At 52.4% G+C, this 15,439-nt stretch carries 13 protein-coding genes and 1 pseudogene; 5 read left to right on the top strand and 9 right to left on the bottom strand.

The features are described 5' to 3' along the window. Positions 1-24: 24 nt before the first annotated feature. The 5 genes from fliM to A3GO_RS24990 form a co-directional block, all read right to left on the bottom strand. On the bottom strand, positions 25-1,035 hold the full coding sequence (fliM, locus tag A3GO_RS24995) for a flagellar motor switch protein FliM (RefSeq protein WP_037376262.1): 1,011 nt from the start codon (positions 1,033-1,035) through the stop codon (positions 25-27). Positions 1,036-1,039: 4 nt separating this feature from the next. Further along, entirely contained in the window at positions 1,040-1,552 is a 513-nt protein-coding gene (locus A3GO_RS0121550) for a flagellar basal body-associated FliL family protein (RefSeq protein WP_029135160.1), read from the bottom strand. A 236-nt stretch (positions 1,553-1,788) separates the two neighbouring features. After that, the gene (locus A3GO_RS0121545) at positions 1,789-2,475 is read right to left on the bottom strand and encodes a zinc metallopeptidase (RefSeq protein ID WP_029135159.1); all 687 of its coding nucleotides are present in this window, start codon (positions 2,473-2,475) and stop codon (positions 1,789-1,791) included. A 3-nt stretch (positions 2,476-2,478) separates the two neighbouring features. Then, positions 2,479-3,771 carry an MFS transporter gene (locus A3GO_RS0121540; RefSeq protein ID WP_029135158.1) on the bottom strand — a complete coding sequence of 431 codons (1,293 nt, stop codon included), beginning with the start codon at positions 3,769-3,771 and terminating at the stop codon, positions 2,479-2,481. Between the two features lie 10 nt (positions 3,772-3,781). Continuing rightward, the gene (locus A3GO_RS24990) at positions 3,782-6,595 is read right to left on the bottom strand and encodes a response regulator (RefSeq protein ID WP_051302783.1); all 2,814 of its coding nucleotides are present in this window, start codon (positions 6,593-6,595) and stop codon (positions 3,782-3,784) included. A gap of 272 nt (positions 6,596-6,867) precedes the next feature. Here A3GO_RS24990 and A3GO_RS0121530 point away from each other — a divergent pair, with 272 nt between their 5' ends. From A3GO_RS0121530 to A3GO_RS0121515, 4 genes and pseudogenes are all read left to right on the top strand, one after another. Continuing rightward, complete coding sequence (locus A3GO_RS0121530; protein WP_029135157.1) at positions 6,868-9,192, top strand: response regulator; 2,325 nt, start codon at positions 6,868-6,870, stop codon at positions 9,190-9,192. A 33-nt stretch (positions 9,193-9,225) separates the two neighbouring features. Beyond that, a pseudogene (locus A3GO_RS26650) lies at positions 9,226-9,519 on the top strand (Crp/Fnr family transcriptional regulator); the annotation flags it as partial. A 150-nt stretch (positions 9,520-9,669) separates the two neighbouring features. Then, positions 9,670-9,891 (top strand): Crp/Fnr family transcriptional regulator, encoded by a 222-nt coding sequence (locus A3GO_RS26645; protein ID WP_029135155.1) that lies wholly within the window; start codon positions 9,670-9,672, stop codon positions 9,889-9,891. Positions 9,892-10,020: 129 nt separating this feature from the next. Continuing rightward, positions 10,021-10,209 (top strand): YgaP family membrane protein, encoded by a 189-nt coding sequence (locus A3GO_RS0121515; protein ID WP_029135154.1) that lies wholly within the window; start codon positions 10,021-10,023, stop codon positions 10,207-10,209. Positions 10,210-10,237: 28 nt separating this feature from the next. Here A3GO_RS0121515 and A3GO_RS0121510 read toward each other — a convergent pair whose 3' ends face one another. The 4 genes from A3GO_RS0121510 to A3GO_RS24980 all read right to left on the bottom strand — a co-directional run bounded on the left by A3GO_RS0121510 (position 10,238) and on the right by A3GO_RS24980 (position 13,658). Continuing rightward, positions 10,238-11,296: an AI-2E family transporter gene (locus A3GO_RS0121510; protein ID WP_029135153.1), complete on the bottom strand. Its 1,059-nt coding sequence runs from the start codon at positions 11,294-11,296 to the stop codon at positions 10,238-10,240. Positions 11,297-11,322: 26 nt separating this feature from the next. Then, a complete protein-coding gene (locus A3GO_RS0121505; RefSeq protein WP_029135152.1) occupies positions 11,323-11,712 on the bottom strand; it encodes a hypothetical protein in 390 nt (129 codons plus the stop codon). A 2-nt stretch (positions 11,713-11,714) separates the two neighbouring features. After that, positions 11,715-12,629 (bottom strand): selenium metabolism-associated LysR family transcriptional regulator, encoded by a 915-nt coding sequence (locus A3GO_RS0121500; protein WP_029135151.1) that lies wholly within the window; start codon positions 12,627-12,629, stop codon positions 11,715-11,717. Positions 12,630-12,815: 186 nt separating this feature from the next. Beyond that, entirely contained in the window at positions 12,816-13,658 is an 843-nt protein-coding gene (locus tag A3GO_RS24980) for a hypothetical protein (protein WP_051302781.1), read from the bottom strand. Positions 13,659-14,038: 380 nt separating this feature from the next. Between A3GO_RS24980 and A3GO_RS0121490 the strand changes: the two genes are divergently transcribed. Continuing rightward, positions 14,039-15,283 carry an OmpP1/FadL family transporter gene (locus A3GO_RS0121490; protein WP_029135150.1) on the top strand — a complete coding sequence of 415 codons (1,245 nt, stop codon included), beginning with the start codon at positions 14,039-14,041 and terminating at the stop codon, positions 15,281-15,283. Positions 15,284-15,439 lie beyond the last annotated feature (156 nt).

The raw sequence follows: 15,439 nt of genomic DNA, 5'->3' as shown, positions 1-15,439 counted from the left end.
ATTGTCCTAACTGAAAACCGTTGATCAGGATTCATTCAGCAGATCCTGCAGTCCTATATGTTTTGGTGGGTCTATCCATTTTTCGATCTTGATTGCGTAGTTTCCATCCGAGACACCCACCCTGCCGGAAAAGATCGGCACATCCGCCGCCGCCACTTCAACCACCTGGGGGATATCCATCGGTATCACATCCCCTTTTTTCAGTTCAGAAAGCTCTTTCATGCTCAGGGTGGTTTCACAAAATATCGTTGAGAGTTCCACTGACACACCCATAATCTCGTCCTTCAGCGCAATGACCCAACGTTCATCCTTATCCCCACGGTCCGACTGCACACCGGCATCCAGCAGATCCCGGATTGGTTCAATCATTGAGTAGGGCATGCAGATATGCATATCACCGCCACCGGCCTCCAGGTCGATATGAAACGAGGTGACCACCACCACCTCGGAAGGGCTCACGATATTGGCAAACTGGGGATTGACCTCGGATCCGACGCACTCAAATTTCAGAGGCAGTACCGGCTTCCAGGCTTCATGAAGATCGGCAAACGCGAGATTCAGCAGCATCTGAACCACGCGCAACTCCGTCGGTGTAAAGTCGCGACCCTCGATCTTGGTGTGGAAACGGCCACTGCCGCCGAAAAAATTGTCAACGACGCTGAAAACCAGTTTTGGATCCAGCACGCAGAGCCCTTTCCCTTTCAACGGGGCAACCTTTACCAGATTCAAGCTGGTCGGGACAAACAGGCTATGGACAAACTCGGAAAACTTGAGCATCTGAACGCCTGACACGGAGATATCAGCCGAACGACGCAGCATATTGAACAGGCTGGTACGAAAATAACGGGCAAATCGCTCGTTCACCATTTCCAGCGTCGGCAGACGCCCACGAACGATCCTGTCCTGACTGGCGAAATCATAAGAGCGGGCCTCACCGTCCAGCAGATCATCCGCATCGGTATTTATGTCACCGTCATCGACGCCATGCAGCAGCGCGTCGATTTCGTCTTGTGAGAGTAGGTCACTGGCGGCCATAATCTTATTGCATCACGAAGGAGGTAAAGAAAACGGCCTCGATCTCGCCCGCCGCCTTCTGATCCTTGAGTATCTGGTTAATCATCTTGAAGACTTCCGCCTGGAGCTTCTCTTTGCCTTTTCGGTCACGCAGTGCGGCGTCCTGTTGATTGCCAAACAGCGACAACAGGTTATGCCGCACCATCGGATCATTGTGCTTAATAAACTCAACCAGGGCAGGGTCGCGCGCCATCACCTGCACACCAATCTGCAGCATTTTAGCCTTGCCGCCCGGGGGCAGATTGACCACAAAAACCGGATTCAGCGGATGATAGATAGCCGGAAGCTGCTCCTCGACCACCTCCTCTTGCACATCCTCTACCGCGGCTTCTTCACCATCCATCAGAAACCAGCCGACACCCAGACCTATCATCAATAGCAGGGTCACGCCGGCTATGACGATCATCAGTTTCTTTTTTGATCCGCCGCCGGTTTCAGCGCCGAGATCGAGATCTTCATCTTCCTGTTGTTTTGCCACAAGCTATTCCTCTCAGATAACCAATCCGACTCATGCAATAGGCATACCACTTATTAATCGGTTATATTTCTCTTTATTTTCATGTTGTTATGATATTTAACCGGGATGCGACAAAGAATTGACAGCGCATAAACGGCTAAAAGGCGAAAAAATGGCAGATGGTTCAGACCTGCTACTAGTACGTCATGATCCGCTCTGAGGCTTGTAGCCGCCCGTCTCACGACAGTGCATGCCACTCAGTGCCGAAGGAGACGCATCCAACGCCAGAAATTGAGCAGACCCGCCAGGGATGACGCCAGGTAGGTAAAGGCGCAGGCACGCAGAATGGTCCTGGCGGCAGGTAATTGGGTCTTATCCAGATAGCCGGACTCCAGAAGCGGCATGGCGCGTGCAAAACTGGCATCCCACTCAACCGGCAGCGTTATCAATTGCACCAGCAACCCGACACCCAAGGTAGCTGCCGCCGCCAGAAACATGAGCACACCGGCGCCGGGGGCCTTGGTGATCAGGGTCAACACCGGGACGGCGAACAGTAAAAAGGAACCCAGACGTTCCGCAACCAGCGCGATTTTCACCAGACGCATACGCCAGCGGAAGGGACCGTATCCCAAGGCATGCTGAATGGCATGCCCCACTTCATGTGAGGCCGTTACCACGGCCGTTAATGATCGGCCATGCAGATTCTCCGGGGTCAATCTGACGCAACGGGATTCCGGGTCATAGTGGTCACCCTGTCCACCGGACGTCTCCTCAACATTGACCTGCTCGAGGGAAAGTCGGTCCAGCAGATGGCGCGCCAATTCACCTCCTGAACCGGGAAACCGCCGGTCTTCCCTGTTATACCGGGACAGTACCGACCTGACCCACCATTGGGGCCCAAGAATAAGCAGGATCAACAGAACCAGAAGGATAACAAAATGCATCACTCACTCTTCAAGCAACCGGGCCTGGGCTCTCCCTGCTGTTTCATCGACCCGTTTAAGCAACAAGGCGCCGGCAACAAACAGCACTGCCACCGAGAGGATTGATAGCCTGGGGCTTCCCGTCGCCACACTGACCACACCCATCATCAGCGGACCCAGTACTGCCGCGAACTTTCCCAGCATATTGTAGAAACCGAAAAACTCGGCCGGCTTATCCCGTGGAATCAGGCGAACATAGAATGACCGGCTCAGCGCCTGGATGCCCCCCTGGACCAGGCCGATAGCCACCGCCAGCAGATAAAACTCCCACACCTGATCCATTTGATAGGCCCAGAGGATAATAACCAAATAGATGCCGATAGCTACAAAAATACCCTGCTTGGGACCAAAACGCTCGCCCAGATGGCCGAACAGTATGGCGGCGGGAAAACCGACAAATTGGGTAATCAGCAGTGCTACAATCAACCCATCGGCATCAAAACCAAGCGCAAGACCATAATCCACCGCCATTCTGATGATGGTATCCACGCCGTCGATGTAAAGCCAGTAGGCGACCAGGAACAGCCCGGTCTGACGCAGCAGTTTCAACTTTGAGAAGGTGTATCGGAGTTGTTGCGCACCGGCCCTGACACTCGCCAACCAACCAACAGGCCTGACAGTCACCGGCTCCGGCACGAACAACAGCACTGGAATGGTGAACACCGCCCACCAGATCGCCACCATCAGGAATGAAACCTTCACTGCCGCCGCTGCATCGGCCAGACCAAACAGTGTTGGATTGAGCGTCATCCAGACATTAACGGCAAACAGGATACCGCCACCCAGATAACCCAGAGCAAAACCAATCGATGACACCACATCCAATTCAGACTCATCTGCCACCTCCGGCAGCAGGGCGTCATAGAAAATATTACCGCTGGAAAAACCGATCACCGCCATTGCATAGAGCATCAGCGCCATCATCCAGCCGCCGGCTGCGACGAGGTAGAGGGCACCGGTCATCACAACCCCCATCATGGCGAAGTAGCGCAAAAAACGTTTGCGGGCACTGCTGCTGTCGGCAATGGCACCCAGGAGTGGAGCCAGCAGCACAACCACCATACTGGCAAGGGCATTGAAACTGCCTAGCAGAAAGGTGCTATCGCCGGCAGCCAGGTCGGCAGCCCAATACTGTTTAAAGAACAGTGGGAAAAATCCCGCCATCACCGTTGTGGCGAAGGCGGAATTTGCCCAGTCATAGAGTCCCCATGAAAGAACCTGCCGGTTTTTCCAGACCTTTTTACTGTTCAGCGCCACGCCATTCCCATTAGTCAAAGCCCAGTTGATTCAATCCCTGCTCACACGCCTTACGCAGGATGCGGCCGGCAGCATCGCAAGATTGATTCAGTTGTTCAAATGCAGCGGATACGGCGGCAAGATCCCCGTTTTTCGCATCCTGTTCCATCTGGCGTGCTATACCAGAAAGCTTCAGCGCACCCACATTGGCGCTACTCGACTTCAATGAATGGGCAGGCAGAATCACTTGCTTGGCATCCCCATCCAGAATACCCGCTTCAATCTCACGGATCAGTCCCGGTGCCGCATCAAGAAAACTCAACAGCAAGGTGGAAAAATCATCGTCCATAATTTCCTGCAACTCTTCGAGTACACCCCGATCAACATCGGTTAACCGCCCACCCCGTTCGACTGAATCACCGGATGCAGGATAAATTCTTTCCGCTTCGCTACCCGGTTGAATCTCCTCACTTCTCATTTCCGGGATATCCTGCTCACTTCGGGGCAGCCACTGGCAAAGCATTAGTCGCAGGGTCGCGGGCATGACCGGCTTGGAGAGATAATCATCCATTCCGGCATCCAGACATTTTTCACGATCGCCTTCCATTGCATTGGCGGTCATGGCAATGACCGGCAAACGGGTCAATCCCTTGGTGGCTTCCCGCAGGCGAATCGCCCGGGTGGCCTCATAGCCATCCATACGCGGCATCTGGCAATCCATCAGCACCAGATCATAGTGATGGTGGTTAATTGCGGTAAGGGCAGCCAGTCCATCCTGAGCCACATCACATTCCAGGCCCAACCGTAGCAGAATCTTTTTTGCCACATTGAGATTGACCAGATTATCTTCGACCAACAGGACATGCCCCATCAGCCGCACCTCGCTGGAGGATTGATCTCCCGATTCGTCAGCTGTTTCAATCGGTACCGTTTCCGCCCATGACTGGCCCTGGGAATCAGCATAAAGAAATTGATTGGTAAGCTTCTCTGCCGCCGTCTGTGAACCCTGTGCCACCTCACTCTGCACATCCATCAGTCGACACAACGCACGATATAGATCACTCTTCTTTACCGGTCGCGCGAGTGTGGCGTCCACACCCAGCCTGGTGACTGATCGAACGGAATCGCCGATTGTCAACAGCTTCACCCCCCCCAGCAGCGGCTCACTATTGATCTCCTGCAGAAAGCCCCGCAGCCGGCCACCCAGGGCCTTGTTATCAATAATTACCACTTCATAGGCCCAACTCTCACCCAGGTTTGCGGTTGATATCAATTTTGACAGGGCATCCATAGTGCTATTCGTGCGCTGATGCAGGACACCCCACTCATTGAGATATTGCTCCAACTTCTCCGCATGACGATCGTTATCATTAATAACTAGAACTCGCACCCCCTTTAGCGAGCGCCTGTCAGCCGGTATATCCTGCAAGGATTTACGCAACGGGACCAAAAACCAGAAGACCGATCCCTTTCCTACTTCCGACCTCACCCCTATCTTGCCATCCATCAACTCCACAAGGCGCCGAGAGATCACCAGGCCCAGCCCGGTTCCTCCATGCTTACGGGTAGTGGAAGCATCGGCCTGATTGAAGGATCGAAACAGGCGGGCCTGAATCTCTCCGCTGATGCCGGCGCCCGTATCCTTGACGGCAAAGATCACCTCAATATTTTTTCTGCTGCGCCCCCGACAGGCCAACTCAACCATGACCCCGCCTTTGGAAGTGAACTTGATGGCATTGCTGACCAGATTGGTCAGTACCTGACGCAGCCTGATCGGATCCCCCCTGACCATCCTGGGCAGATCCGCCGCTATCCGGTAATCCAGATCCAATCCGCGACGCTCGGCGCTCTTGGACATCATGGTCACCACGGACTCAACCAGATCCCGCAGATTCAGCTCGATTGACTCCAGGTCGAGCTTTCCTGCCTCTATTTTCGAGAAATCGAGAATGTCATTAATAATGCTCAGCAGGTGATAGGATGAATTCAGCGCGGTATTCACAAACTGCCGCTGCTCCCGATCCAGATTGGTCTCACGCAGGATCTCCAGTAGCGGCACGATACCGTTGAGTGGCGTACGAATTTCATGACTCATGGTGGCAAGGAATTCGCCTTTCACCATATTGGCGGTCTCGGCCGCCTCTTTGGCCAGATAGAGCTCTTGCTCCACATCGCGCCGACGCTCATCCTCATCGCTGAGCCGGGAGTTTAATCCGACCATTTTGAGGCGAGCCTGATCGAGCTTGCCACTGACATTCTGTTTCCCGGCCCGAAGCCGGGCAATAATGCCGAAGAGCACTGAAAATGCGGCCGCTACCAGACCAAGCCCCACTACAAAAGCCAGTAAGACCGTGACTATGCTGCCCGAAGGCCAGAGCTGACTGTAGTTAAACACCCATAACAGGGAAGTCAGAAAACTGGCAAAAAACAGCAACACCATCAAATCAAGGGCGGACAGCAACATGATCGACAACAGCGCGCTAGCACCGATAGAGAGCAGTATCAGCAGGCCCGTATCTGTTTGATACAGCGGCAGGAGATAGGCCGTAATACCGCCCCAGCAGGCGCCCGACGGCAGCGTAGTCAACAGTGGGTAATAGACCCATCGCCTGACCCTGAATTTATCTGGCTTGCGCAGATGCCAGGCGTACCAGATCGCCAGTTGCATGACACCGATCAATATCAGGCCGCCCGCCAGCGGGCGTATCGGGCCACCGCCCACCCGAGCGCCAAGCCAGTAGACCAGCGCGGACAACAGGATGGTGGCGATACCGGCAAAACCGAGCCCGCTATAAAACAATCTGGCCCGCTCCATACTGATCAACAGGGTCCGTGTTATTTTCATTTCTGACATTCTGTTTCCAACTGATATCAGCGCCTCACCCGAAGCTCATATACCGGCTCAGGAAAGAGTAATCTTTCCAGTCCCCGAGGACTGTCCCCATATCACAAACCCACCCATACGGTATGGCCGGCCAGACTTCCCGAAATTTCAAAAACAGCGTGCTAACCAATAGGTTACAATTGCTGCCAATGGGATAATATAATGCAAAACTGGCGTTACCAGCATTGGCCTGGATCCTGTCAGCATACACTGTATAGCAAGGAACTGAACATATGCCTGAACAGCAACAAAAAGAGCGTGAGCTCAAAGCAGCGTTTATTCAGCATCTTCCTGAACGGATCATCAGTATTGGCAATGACTGGATTCAACTCTCCCAGGGAATATGGAACAACACCCTGTTAAAGAAACTATGCCTCAAGGTCCAGAACCTGACCGGCACCAGTGGCGGTTTTGGCCTGATCAACTTGAGTGAAAGTAGTTTTTCCCTGGAAGTCTACCTGGGCAATTTCATAGACCGCGACACCATTCCAACAATTGAACAACAACAGACCGTCGGCACACTGATCTCGGCTATCAAGCATGAGTCTGATCTGATACGCAGCAAATCAGGAACAGAGAAGCCGGCAAATCGGCTGGTTTATCTACTGCTTAGCAATAACAAGCTGGCGCCTGGACTGACCGGCATGCTGGAAGAGCAGGGCTGCACTGTTCTGGGCTTCAATCACCCGGATGACGTGGAAGGCGAAATACAGAGACGCCTGCCCGATGTGTTAATCATCGATGACAGTTTTCTTGCCAGATTTGCCATGCTCAAGCGTGAACTGGCCATACAGCAGGAGCGCCAGAAACTACATGTCGGGGTAATCTGCATCAGCCAGACACGGGATCTGGAACAACGTCTGCTGGCTCTTCGCAGCGGCGTGGATGCCTACTACCTCACGCCGATAAACACCCAGGACCTCACTGACCGAGTCATCGAACTGGCCTCACCCAAGACTGACTGTTACCGTATTCTCATAGTCGAAGATGATCCGTCGCAGGCGGATTTTGCCGCTTCCATACTAAGGAAAAGCGGCATGAAAACCCAGGTCATAACAGAACCCCTGAGAGTAATCGAGGCACTCGACAAGTTCCGCCCCGACCTGATTCTGATGGACATCTATATGCCCAATGCCAACGGCATTGAGTTGACAACCATTATCAGAGAGCACCCTGATTTCGTCATGACACCGGTTGTTTTTCTCTCCGGGGAACAGGATACAGACAAACAGCTGGATGCCTTGAGCGTTGGCGGGGATGATTTCCTCAGCAAGCCAATCCGTCCCCGGCACCTGGTCAATACAATCACCCACCGGGTGCAACGCGCACGCATTCTGGAAAAACAGCATCACCACCCCAACAGCAGGGATCTGCTCACCGGGCTCCATAACCGACGCCACTTTTATGAACAGCTCGATCAAACAACCACCCGGATACAGGATCTCGTCGCCACTGGTGGTGTGCTCTATATATCACTCCAAAAAGCAGGCAATGACCGCTTAAGCCCGGAAAATGACGGTTACCTCGCCAATCTGGGCAGTCTTATCAGTGGACTGCTGGAAGAGCAGGATATTGCCGCCCGCATAGATGATGACAGTTTTGCAATTCTGATCCTGCGACCACATCAGAAGAATATAATCAGTTTGGCCGAGAAGCTTGCGCATAAACTAATCGAATTAAAAACCGAAGCGAAACTGACCCCGTATATAGGAATTGCCACCTTTGGCAGCGAGCAGAGCAGCGCATCCGACCTTATCGCCAATGCATCCGCAGCCTCACAGGACATCCAAGGCAGCGATCGATACGTTAATTTGTATGTTGAAGGAGGAGGCCCACGCAACAGGGCCGATGCAAGTGAGCTGCCGGACCTGTTCAAACAGGCACTTCAGAAAAGAAGCTTCCAGCTCTTTTTCAGAGCACTGACTCATACTCAAAAAGCGGGCACGAAAGCATATGATGTGAAACCCCGGCTACTACTTCCTGATGGACGTCAGCTCGGCAGCTCGGAAATCATGTCACTGGCCGATGCAGAAAATCTTGGCACCCAGTTCAGTCAGTGGCTCATAGAGCGCGCGTTGGTTACGCTGGAAGAGAAACGGGCTGAAGGAAAAAACAATTTGCTCATAGTTGCTCAATCATCCAAATCCATCTTTCAAGGCACAATTACGGGCTGGCTCAGGGATCAGCTGCGAGCCCGGCAGATGGTGGGGGTTGGACTGGTCCTTGAATACCGCATTGCCGATTTGAGTATTGATCTGAAAGCTGCAAAAGAACATTTCGTCCAGTTGCAGGAGATGGGCATTAAGGTTTCACTCTCGCGCTTCGGCGCAAGCAGCACGGCACTCAAAGTACTGCACTATCTGGATGCGGACTTTGTTCGGCTGGCCGGTCCTGTCCTTAAAGCGGACAACGAAGAGATAAGCGGGATTATCGCCCAGATCAGAAAAAATGGCGCCAACATAATACTACCTGCTGTTACTGAGCCAGAATCCATATCATCTTCATGGCTGGAATCCGCCGATTGGGTGCCGGTAATATCCGGCAATTCACACTATTGATACCGGGAGCACCCCGTGGCCATAGATAGTAATATGAGAGCAAGGCTGGCGGAACAGATCCAATGTATACGCCAGAGCGATGACCCGCTAAACCAATACTTTTTCGAAAAAGCCAGCATCGCAAATCTTCCCAAAGGGCAACACGTGTGCCATGAAGGTAGCAACTGCAGTCATCTGGCGATCCTCCTCAATGGCACTGCAAGAGTCTACAAGCTGGGGGAAAACGGCAAAGAGATCACTCTTTATCGGGTAGGCCCGGGGGAAAGCTGCATTCTTACTGCTTCCTGCATTCTCAGTCATATCCCCTTTCCTGCATTTGCTATTTGTGAAACTGATGTGGAGGCAGCCGTGGTACCCGCCAGCGATGTCCGACGCTGGCTATCTGAGTCTAGCGCCTGGCAGGATTACATTTTTGGCCTGGTAGCTACTCGATTATCCAACATAATCAATGTAGTGGAAGATGTGGTTTTCAGGAGAATGGACAAAAGAATTGCCGACCACCTCTGCAACAGAATGGACAAAACGGGTCATGTACTACTGGTAACCCATCAGGAGATCGCCTCGGAACTCGGCACCTCGCGAGAAGTGGTCAGCAGAATCCTGAAGGAGTTTGAGCTGGATGGAATGATCAAGGTAACACGTGGCTCCATAGAACTGCTTGACCCGGAAAAACTCCATCAGAAACACAGCGAACGGTAAAGCGGATCAGCTTGTCAAACCCCTGTGTGACTTAGTCACAGACATGGCTTGAGCGAAAGACTATTCTCTAACCCGTAATCCATGAGGCGAGAGCCTCTAAATCGCAACACAACGGCATGGGAGCTTATGATGAAAAAGAATATGGGTAGTATGGATCGAGGGCTTCGGGCATTGGTAGGAATTGGCTTGATTGCCTGGGGTGTGACAGCCCAAAACTGGTGGGGAGCCATCGGCATAATCCCCCTGTTTACCGCCGCCATCGGCTGGTGTCCCGCTTATCTGCCGTTTGGCCTGAGCAGCTGCAAGACGCCAAAATAACCTGACGGTTTGCGCAAGGTATTGTCTTTTAACTTGAAGGCAATACCTTGTTTGGCCACGCCCGCATAACCGCCTGCACCAGTGTTGCCAACGGAATGGCAAAAAACACCCCCCAGAACCCCCATAGTCCACCAAACACCAGTATCGCCACGATAATAGCTACCGGATGGAGGTTCACAACCTCTGAAAACAGCAGCGGCACTAGGACATTGCCGTCCAACGCCTGAATAACAAAATAGGCAACACTCAACCAGATAAAATCGTTACTCCAGCCCCACTGAAACCAGGCAATCAGTATCACCGGAAAGGTGACTACGGCCGCACCTATATAGGGGATAATGACGGAGAGCCCCACCAGCACGGCCAACAGCATGGCATACTGCAGACCCATAAAGGTGAAAGTGAAAAAACTGACCGACCCGACAATGATAATTTCCCAGAATTTGCCACGCACGTAGTTGGCAATCTGCTCGTCCATGTCCCGCCATACAGTATCGGCAAACTTCCTGTCTCTTGGCAGAAATTTAAGCGCCCAATCGAGGATGATCCGTTTATCCTTCAGGAAGAAAAAAACCAGCAACGGCATCAAAATCAGATAGACCAGAATGGTAATGATTCCAACCACCGACGACAGTGACAGGGAAACCACCTGCTGACCAAACGTAGCAATTTCACGTCGCAGTATGGTGAATATCTCCTGCACCTGCGCAGCGGAAATTATCTCCGGATACTTTTCCGGCAGAAGCATCAACAGCCGTTGCCCCTCTGAAATCATCGCGGGAATCTGCTGAAACAGCTGCGTCACCTGGCGCGACAGTTCAGGCATCAACACAAACAGAATCAACGTGACAAATAACAGAAAAGCGACGAACACGACCAGCACTGCGCCAATGCGTGGAAGCCCCATACGCTGGATTTTACCGACCAGTCCTTCCAGGAGATAGGCAATCACTGCGCTGGCCAACACCGGGGCCAGCATCTCCCCCATGGTAATAATGATGGCGAAACACACCACCAGAAACAGGGCAAGAAAAATGACCTCTGGATCAGAAAAATGCCGCTTGAACCAATCTGTCAGAAATTGCATCCGGATAGGCCTGTTAACCGCTCTTGTTATTGTTCACGCCGCTTTGAGAGAAACGCCTGATGATGACGCTCAAACAATCTCTCCAGCTCATCGATCACTTCACTAGCACCGCGCCCGTGCATGATGTGCGCCGTCATCAAAGAGGAGGTCTCCGTCAACAGCACTGACCGTTCCAGCATGTGATAACTCTCGGAAAGCCTTTTGATTGCAGCAACAACGCTTTCGACTTCAGGTCGGGGGATCGGTTTTGGCTCTGGCACAGGCCCCAGCTCATCAGCCTCGGAGACCGGTCCGGCACGCTGAAGCAGAAACTCAGCGAATGCCAACAGGCTCAGTTTATCCTGTTCATTCAGAGCAGAATAGAGTTTGAGCAGCTTTCGTTTCTCGTCGGAAAGTTTCTGCCTCGGTAACAGCATAATCAGTCTATGCAGTCGTTCTTGTGCTCTTCACAGTATTTCTGCGCGAACTCCAGCAACTCTTCCATTACCCGTGCGCGGAACTTTTGTTTCTGGTGCACAAAAGAGAAAGGCCTCTCCAGCCCCGGGTCAAGATTGATAGCCACCAGCGTACCCAGTTTCAGTTCTTTCTGAATAGTCGCCCGGGATACCACAGAGATGCCCATGCCCGCCTCGACAGCACCTTTGACCGCCTCCGGGCTGCCCAATTCCATGGAGATATTCAAATCATCCACATTGTCCTTGATCTGGGCAAGATACTCATTGATCACCTCACGGGTTCCCGAGCCCTCTTCCCGGCAGATAAACGGATATTTGATCAGGTCCTCATAGGTCAGGGTACTGCGCTGCGCTTCCGGATGTCCCGGAGGGACAATGGCTACCAGTTGGTCGGCCTTGCATATCTCCACCACCAGATTTTTATTGGCCACCGGCGCCTCAACCACACCCAGGTCTATGGTATTGTTCTCCACCATGGAGACAATACCATCAGTATTGGAGACCTTCAGGTGGATATTCACATCGGGATACTTTACTTTAAAATCACCCAGTAACGCCGGCAGCATATATTCCGCGATGGTCGTACTTGCCCCTATAGTTAACGAGCCACTGATCTCTCCGGTCATGGCCCGGACAGAGTTTTCCATTTCGGCATAAAGTTCAAAAATTCTAGCCGCATACTCGTAAACGTGCGCTCCCGCATCCGTAAGACTGATGCGATTATGGGTGCGGTCAAACAGACGGGTATTGAAATAATCTTCCAGTTGCCTGACCTGAAAGGTAACCGCCGGCTGCGTCATATGAAGAGATTCCGCCGCCTTGGTGAAGCTGAGCAACCGTGCCACGGTATGAAACACCTGAAGTCTGCGATCGGCCATATGATATCCCCACAGATATGATTGGTAATAAAATCTTTTTATAGCATACAAATCCTTGAAAAGGCCAATTATTTTAGAAAATTATAACTCTTTAAAATAACTGGCATGAGGGTCTGCCTGAATTGCCGGTTTCCGTGCACAAACAACCCGAACCACGAACCTCCAACATATAGAGTCGCCCCCCGCTCAACGATCACTCAACAGTGAATGCAGGGATTCTTCGATCGCCCCGAGTACCTTGATCAACCCGGTAAAACTGTACCTCCCGGTCCGCTCCAGATCGGGAAAATCGAGCGGCAGTGCGAACCTTGGATGGAGTGCAAAAATCTCACCTTTGCGCACCACCAGGGTATAGGGGAAACGCGGGGTATGTTTTAACGGTTGGATATCCACCGTGTCGATGACAGCCTGGTCACTACCCGCCCCCTCCTTCAGCGCCACACCAAACAGGGATACGGCAGCCCCCGGGATCTCAGTCCTGAAAACGACGTTGACTCCACCCCGGCCGCTACGCAAGCCTTCCTCTATCACTTTCAGCGCCCTGGATTGACTTCCAAACCTACCCAAATACAGAAAGTCATCAAACTGCTCCATACCGTATGAATAGCGATAACCGGACAATATCGCCGCCGTCAGCCCCCTGGATGATCCAAACGTTTCCTGCTCCCCCAGAATATTTTTCAGCTGTACTCTTACTGGCTCAAGATCTCCCTTTATTCTGAAGGCATATTTTTGATAATCAGGATTGGTGTAGGCAATTTGCAATCGTCCTTCAAAACGGGTGATACCGATTCGCTGCGGGACAGAAAACAGCGCACTCGTCTCCTCCGCCGCCAACCGCCTCAGGTAATCATTGGTCACTACGATAACGTGGCGGTCGGCATCAGGAGAATATTCTCCAAGTAGTTGAAATCCGCCAGCCGTCAATGCCTCTTTAAGCTCAATAACAGCCTTCACCATGTCACCCTGTACGTTGGATGACAGTATATAGGGCCGCAACAGCGGCTCCGCTGCATCTGCATGAAGCATAAGGCACCAGATTAATACTAATCGGGAGATATTGCTTAAAATCGTCGAATGAGACATTCCATTTCCCGCTTCCACAAGCCCCGACTCATGATGCGCCGATCATTCGATAAAATCGATCGTTTCTACTAAGCGCAAAAGGCCAGATTACAATTTTGTGCAACAGATCAATACTGATTTTTATCAATCTTCATAAAACTTCATGTGCAGGAGTGTTTCAAACGGTTGTGCAAATAAAAACAGAATGCTAGATTCCTTTAAATAATAATTAAACGGTCGAGATCAGCCCCCAAACAGTATCGACCCCCAGGTCATGGAGATGATCGAACATTAACGTACAGGCCAGTTAAGGCCGCAGACCAAATTACGGGGATACCAAATAGATGAAGAAACTTGCGCTTGTCTCGGCAATCTCGCTGGCAGTTACCGGCCAGGCGATGGCGGCCGGTTATAAAATCCCGGAAAACTCCATCAATAGCATGGCGCTTTCCGCTGCCTATGTCGCCAACGCCCATGGCGCCGATGCCGCCTACTACAATCCGGCGGCAATGGTATACAACGCCCCGGGGGCGAGTCTGGAGGCGGACCTGACCTTGGCGCACCTTACCAGTATCGACCTGACCAGCGGGGATCTTGCACCCGACTCCACCAAGGTCGAGAATATACCCATCCCCTCGTTCCATTATGTCAGCCCCGCGATGGGTGATTTCCGGTTTGGGCTCTCTGCCGTGGTACCGGTTGGCCTCAGCAAGCGCTGGAAGGGTCCTGCGGCTGGATTTGCCGAGGAGTTTACCCTGGAGACCCTGGAGCTGAATCCCTCCGTCGGCTATCGTATCAACGACCGGTTTTCCGTGGGTGCGGGCGTCCGGGTGATCTACAGTGACGGCGTGGTCAAAAGCGATAACAGCCTAGGGACAACCCGCAATCTCACCGGTGACTCCTTCGATTACGGCTACAATCTGGCCCTCCATTTCAAGGCCACCGATCAACTCTCCCTAGCGGCCACCTATCGATCGAAGATCAATTTGACGGTTGAAGGGGATGCAAATCTAACGGCGGCACTTCCTCTTCCACTTGGAGTGCGCCCGCCCTATACCGGACCCGCTAATGTGGAAATTCCCGCACCGGCTGCCCTGAACTTGGCAGCGGCCTACGACATCAGCGATCGGACCACGGTTGAATTCGTCTATGAGCGCACCTACTGGTCGGCCTACAAACAGCTGGACTTCAACTACGCGTCCACCATCGATCCAGTGGTTAATAATGTTTTTGGAACCCCGCTCCCCAAGAACTGGAGCGACAGCAACACCTATCGCATCGGCCTGACCCATCAACTGAATCCGAAATGGACCGTAATGGCTGGTTTTGCCTACGATGAAACCCCGGTGCCAAAGCAATTTGTTGGCTATGAACTGCCGGATTCGGATGCCAAGATCGTCTCATTCGGCGCCAAGTACAACTACTCGGACAACATGACCATCGGCGCCGCCCTGCTGTATGACCAGAAGGACAAGCTGACCATTCCGGCCGGCGTCAATACGCAGGCGAACGGAACTCTAGCGAACGGCGCCACATTTGAGAATGCCAGGGCTTACCTGTTCACGGTGGGCCTGGAATACAGATTCTAAATCAAAATTGGCCACAGATCGGCACCCAAAATACCGGGGTTATCCCCGGTATTTTTTGCTTGTACAACGGTACGCAAAAACACCGCTCCTCATGCAACAGGTAACTCGGACAGAGCCACAAAAAAAGACCGCGCCCCATTACTGGGGGCGGTCCTT

This window comes from Sedimenticola selenatireducens DSM 17993 (genome assembly GCF_000428045.1).
Classification (GTDB): Bacteria; Pseudomonadota; Gammaproteobacteria; order Chromatiales; family Chromatiaceae; genus Sedimenticola; species Sedimenticola selenatireducens.
This window is presented reverse-complemented; position numbering and strand designations above follow the sequence as displayed.

What these genes read in the sequence shown, in the direction of transcription:
- fliM (WP_037376262.1), bottom strand. Translation starts at nt 1,035, where the DNA reads ATGGCCGCCAGTGACCTACTCTCACAAGACGAAATCGACGCGCTGCTG.
- A3GO_RS0121545 (WP_029135159.1), bottom strand. Translation starts at nt 2,475, where the DNA reads ATGCATTTTGTTATCCTTCTGGTTCTGTTGATCCTGCTTATTCTTGGG.
- A3GO_RS24990 (WP_051302783.1), bottom strand. Translation starts at nt 6,595, where the DNA reads ATGAAAATAACACGGACCCTGTTGATCAGTATGGAGCGGGCCAGATTG.
- A3GO_RS0121530 (WP_029135157.1), top strand. Translation starts at nt 6,868, where the DNA reads ATGCCTGAACAGCAACAAAAAGAGCGTGAGCTCAAAGCAGCGTTTATT.
- A3GO_RS26645 (WP_029135155.1), top strand. Translation starts at nt 9,670, where the DNA reads ATGGACAAAAGAATTGCCGACCACCTCTGCAACAGAATGGACAAAACG.
- A3GO_RS0121515 (WP_029135154.1), top strand. Translation starts at nt 10,021, where the DNA reads ATGAAAAAGAATATGGGTAGTATGGATCGAGGGCTTCGGGCATTGGTA.
- A3GO_RS0121510 (WP_029135153.1), bottom strand. Translation starts at nt 11,296, where the DNA reads ATGCAATTTCTGACAGATTGGTTCAAGCGGCATTTTTCTGATCCAGAG.
- A3GO_RS0121505 (WP_029135152.1), bottom strand. Translation starts at nt 11,712, where the DNA reads ATGCTGTTACCGAGGCAGAAACTTTCCGACGAGAAACGAAAGCTGCTC.
- A3GO_RS0121500 (WP_029135151.1), bottom strand. Translation starts at nt 12,629, where the DNA reads ATGGCCGATCGCAGACTTCAGGTGTTTCATACCGTGGCACGGTTGCTC.
- A3GO_RS24980 (WP_051302781.1), bottom strand. Translation starts at nt 13,658, where the DNA reads ATGCTTCATGCAGATGCAGCGGAGCCGCTGTTGCGGCCCTATATACTG.
- A3GO_RS0121490 (WP_029135150.1), top strand. Translation starts at nt 14,039, where the DNA reads ATGAAGAAACTTGCGCTTGTCTCGGCAATCTCGCTGGCAGTTACCGGC.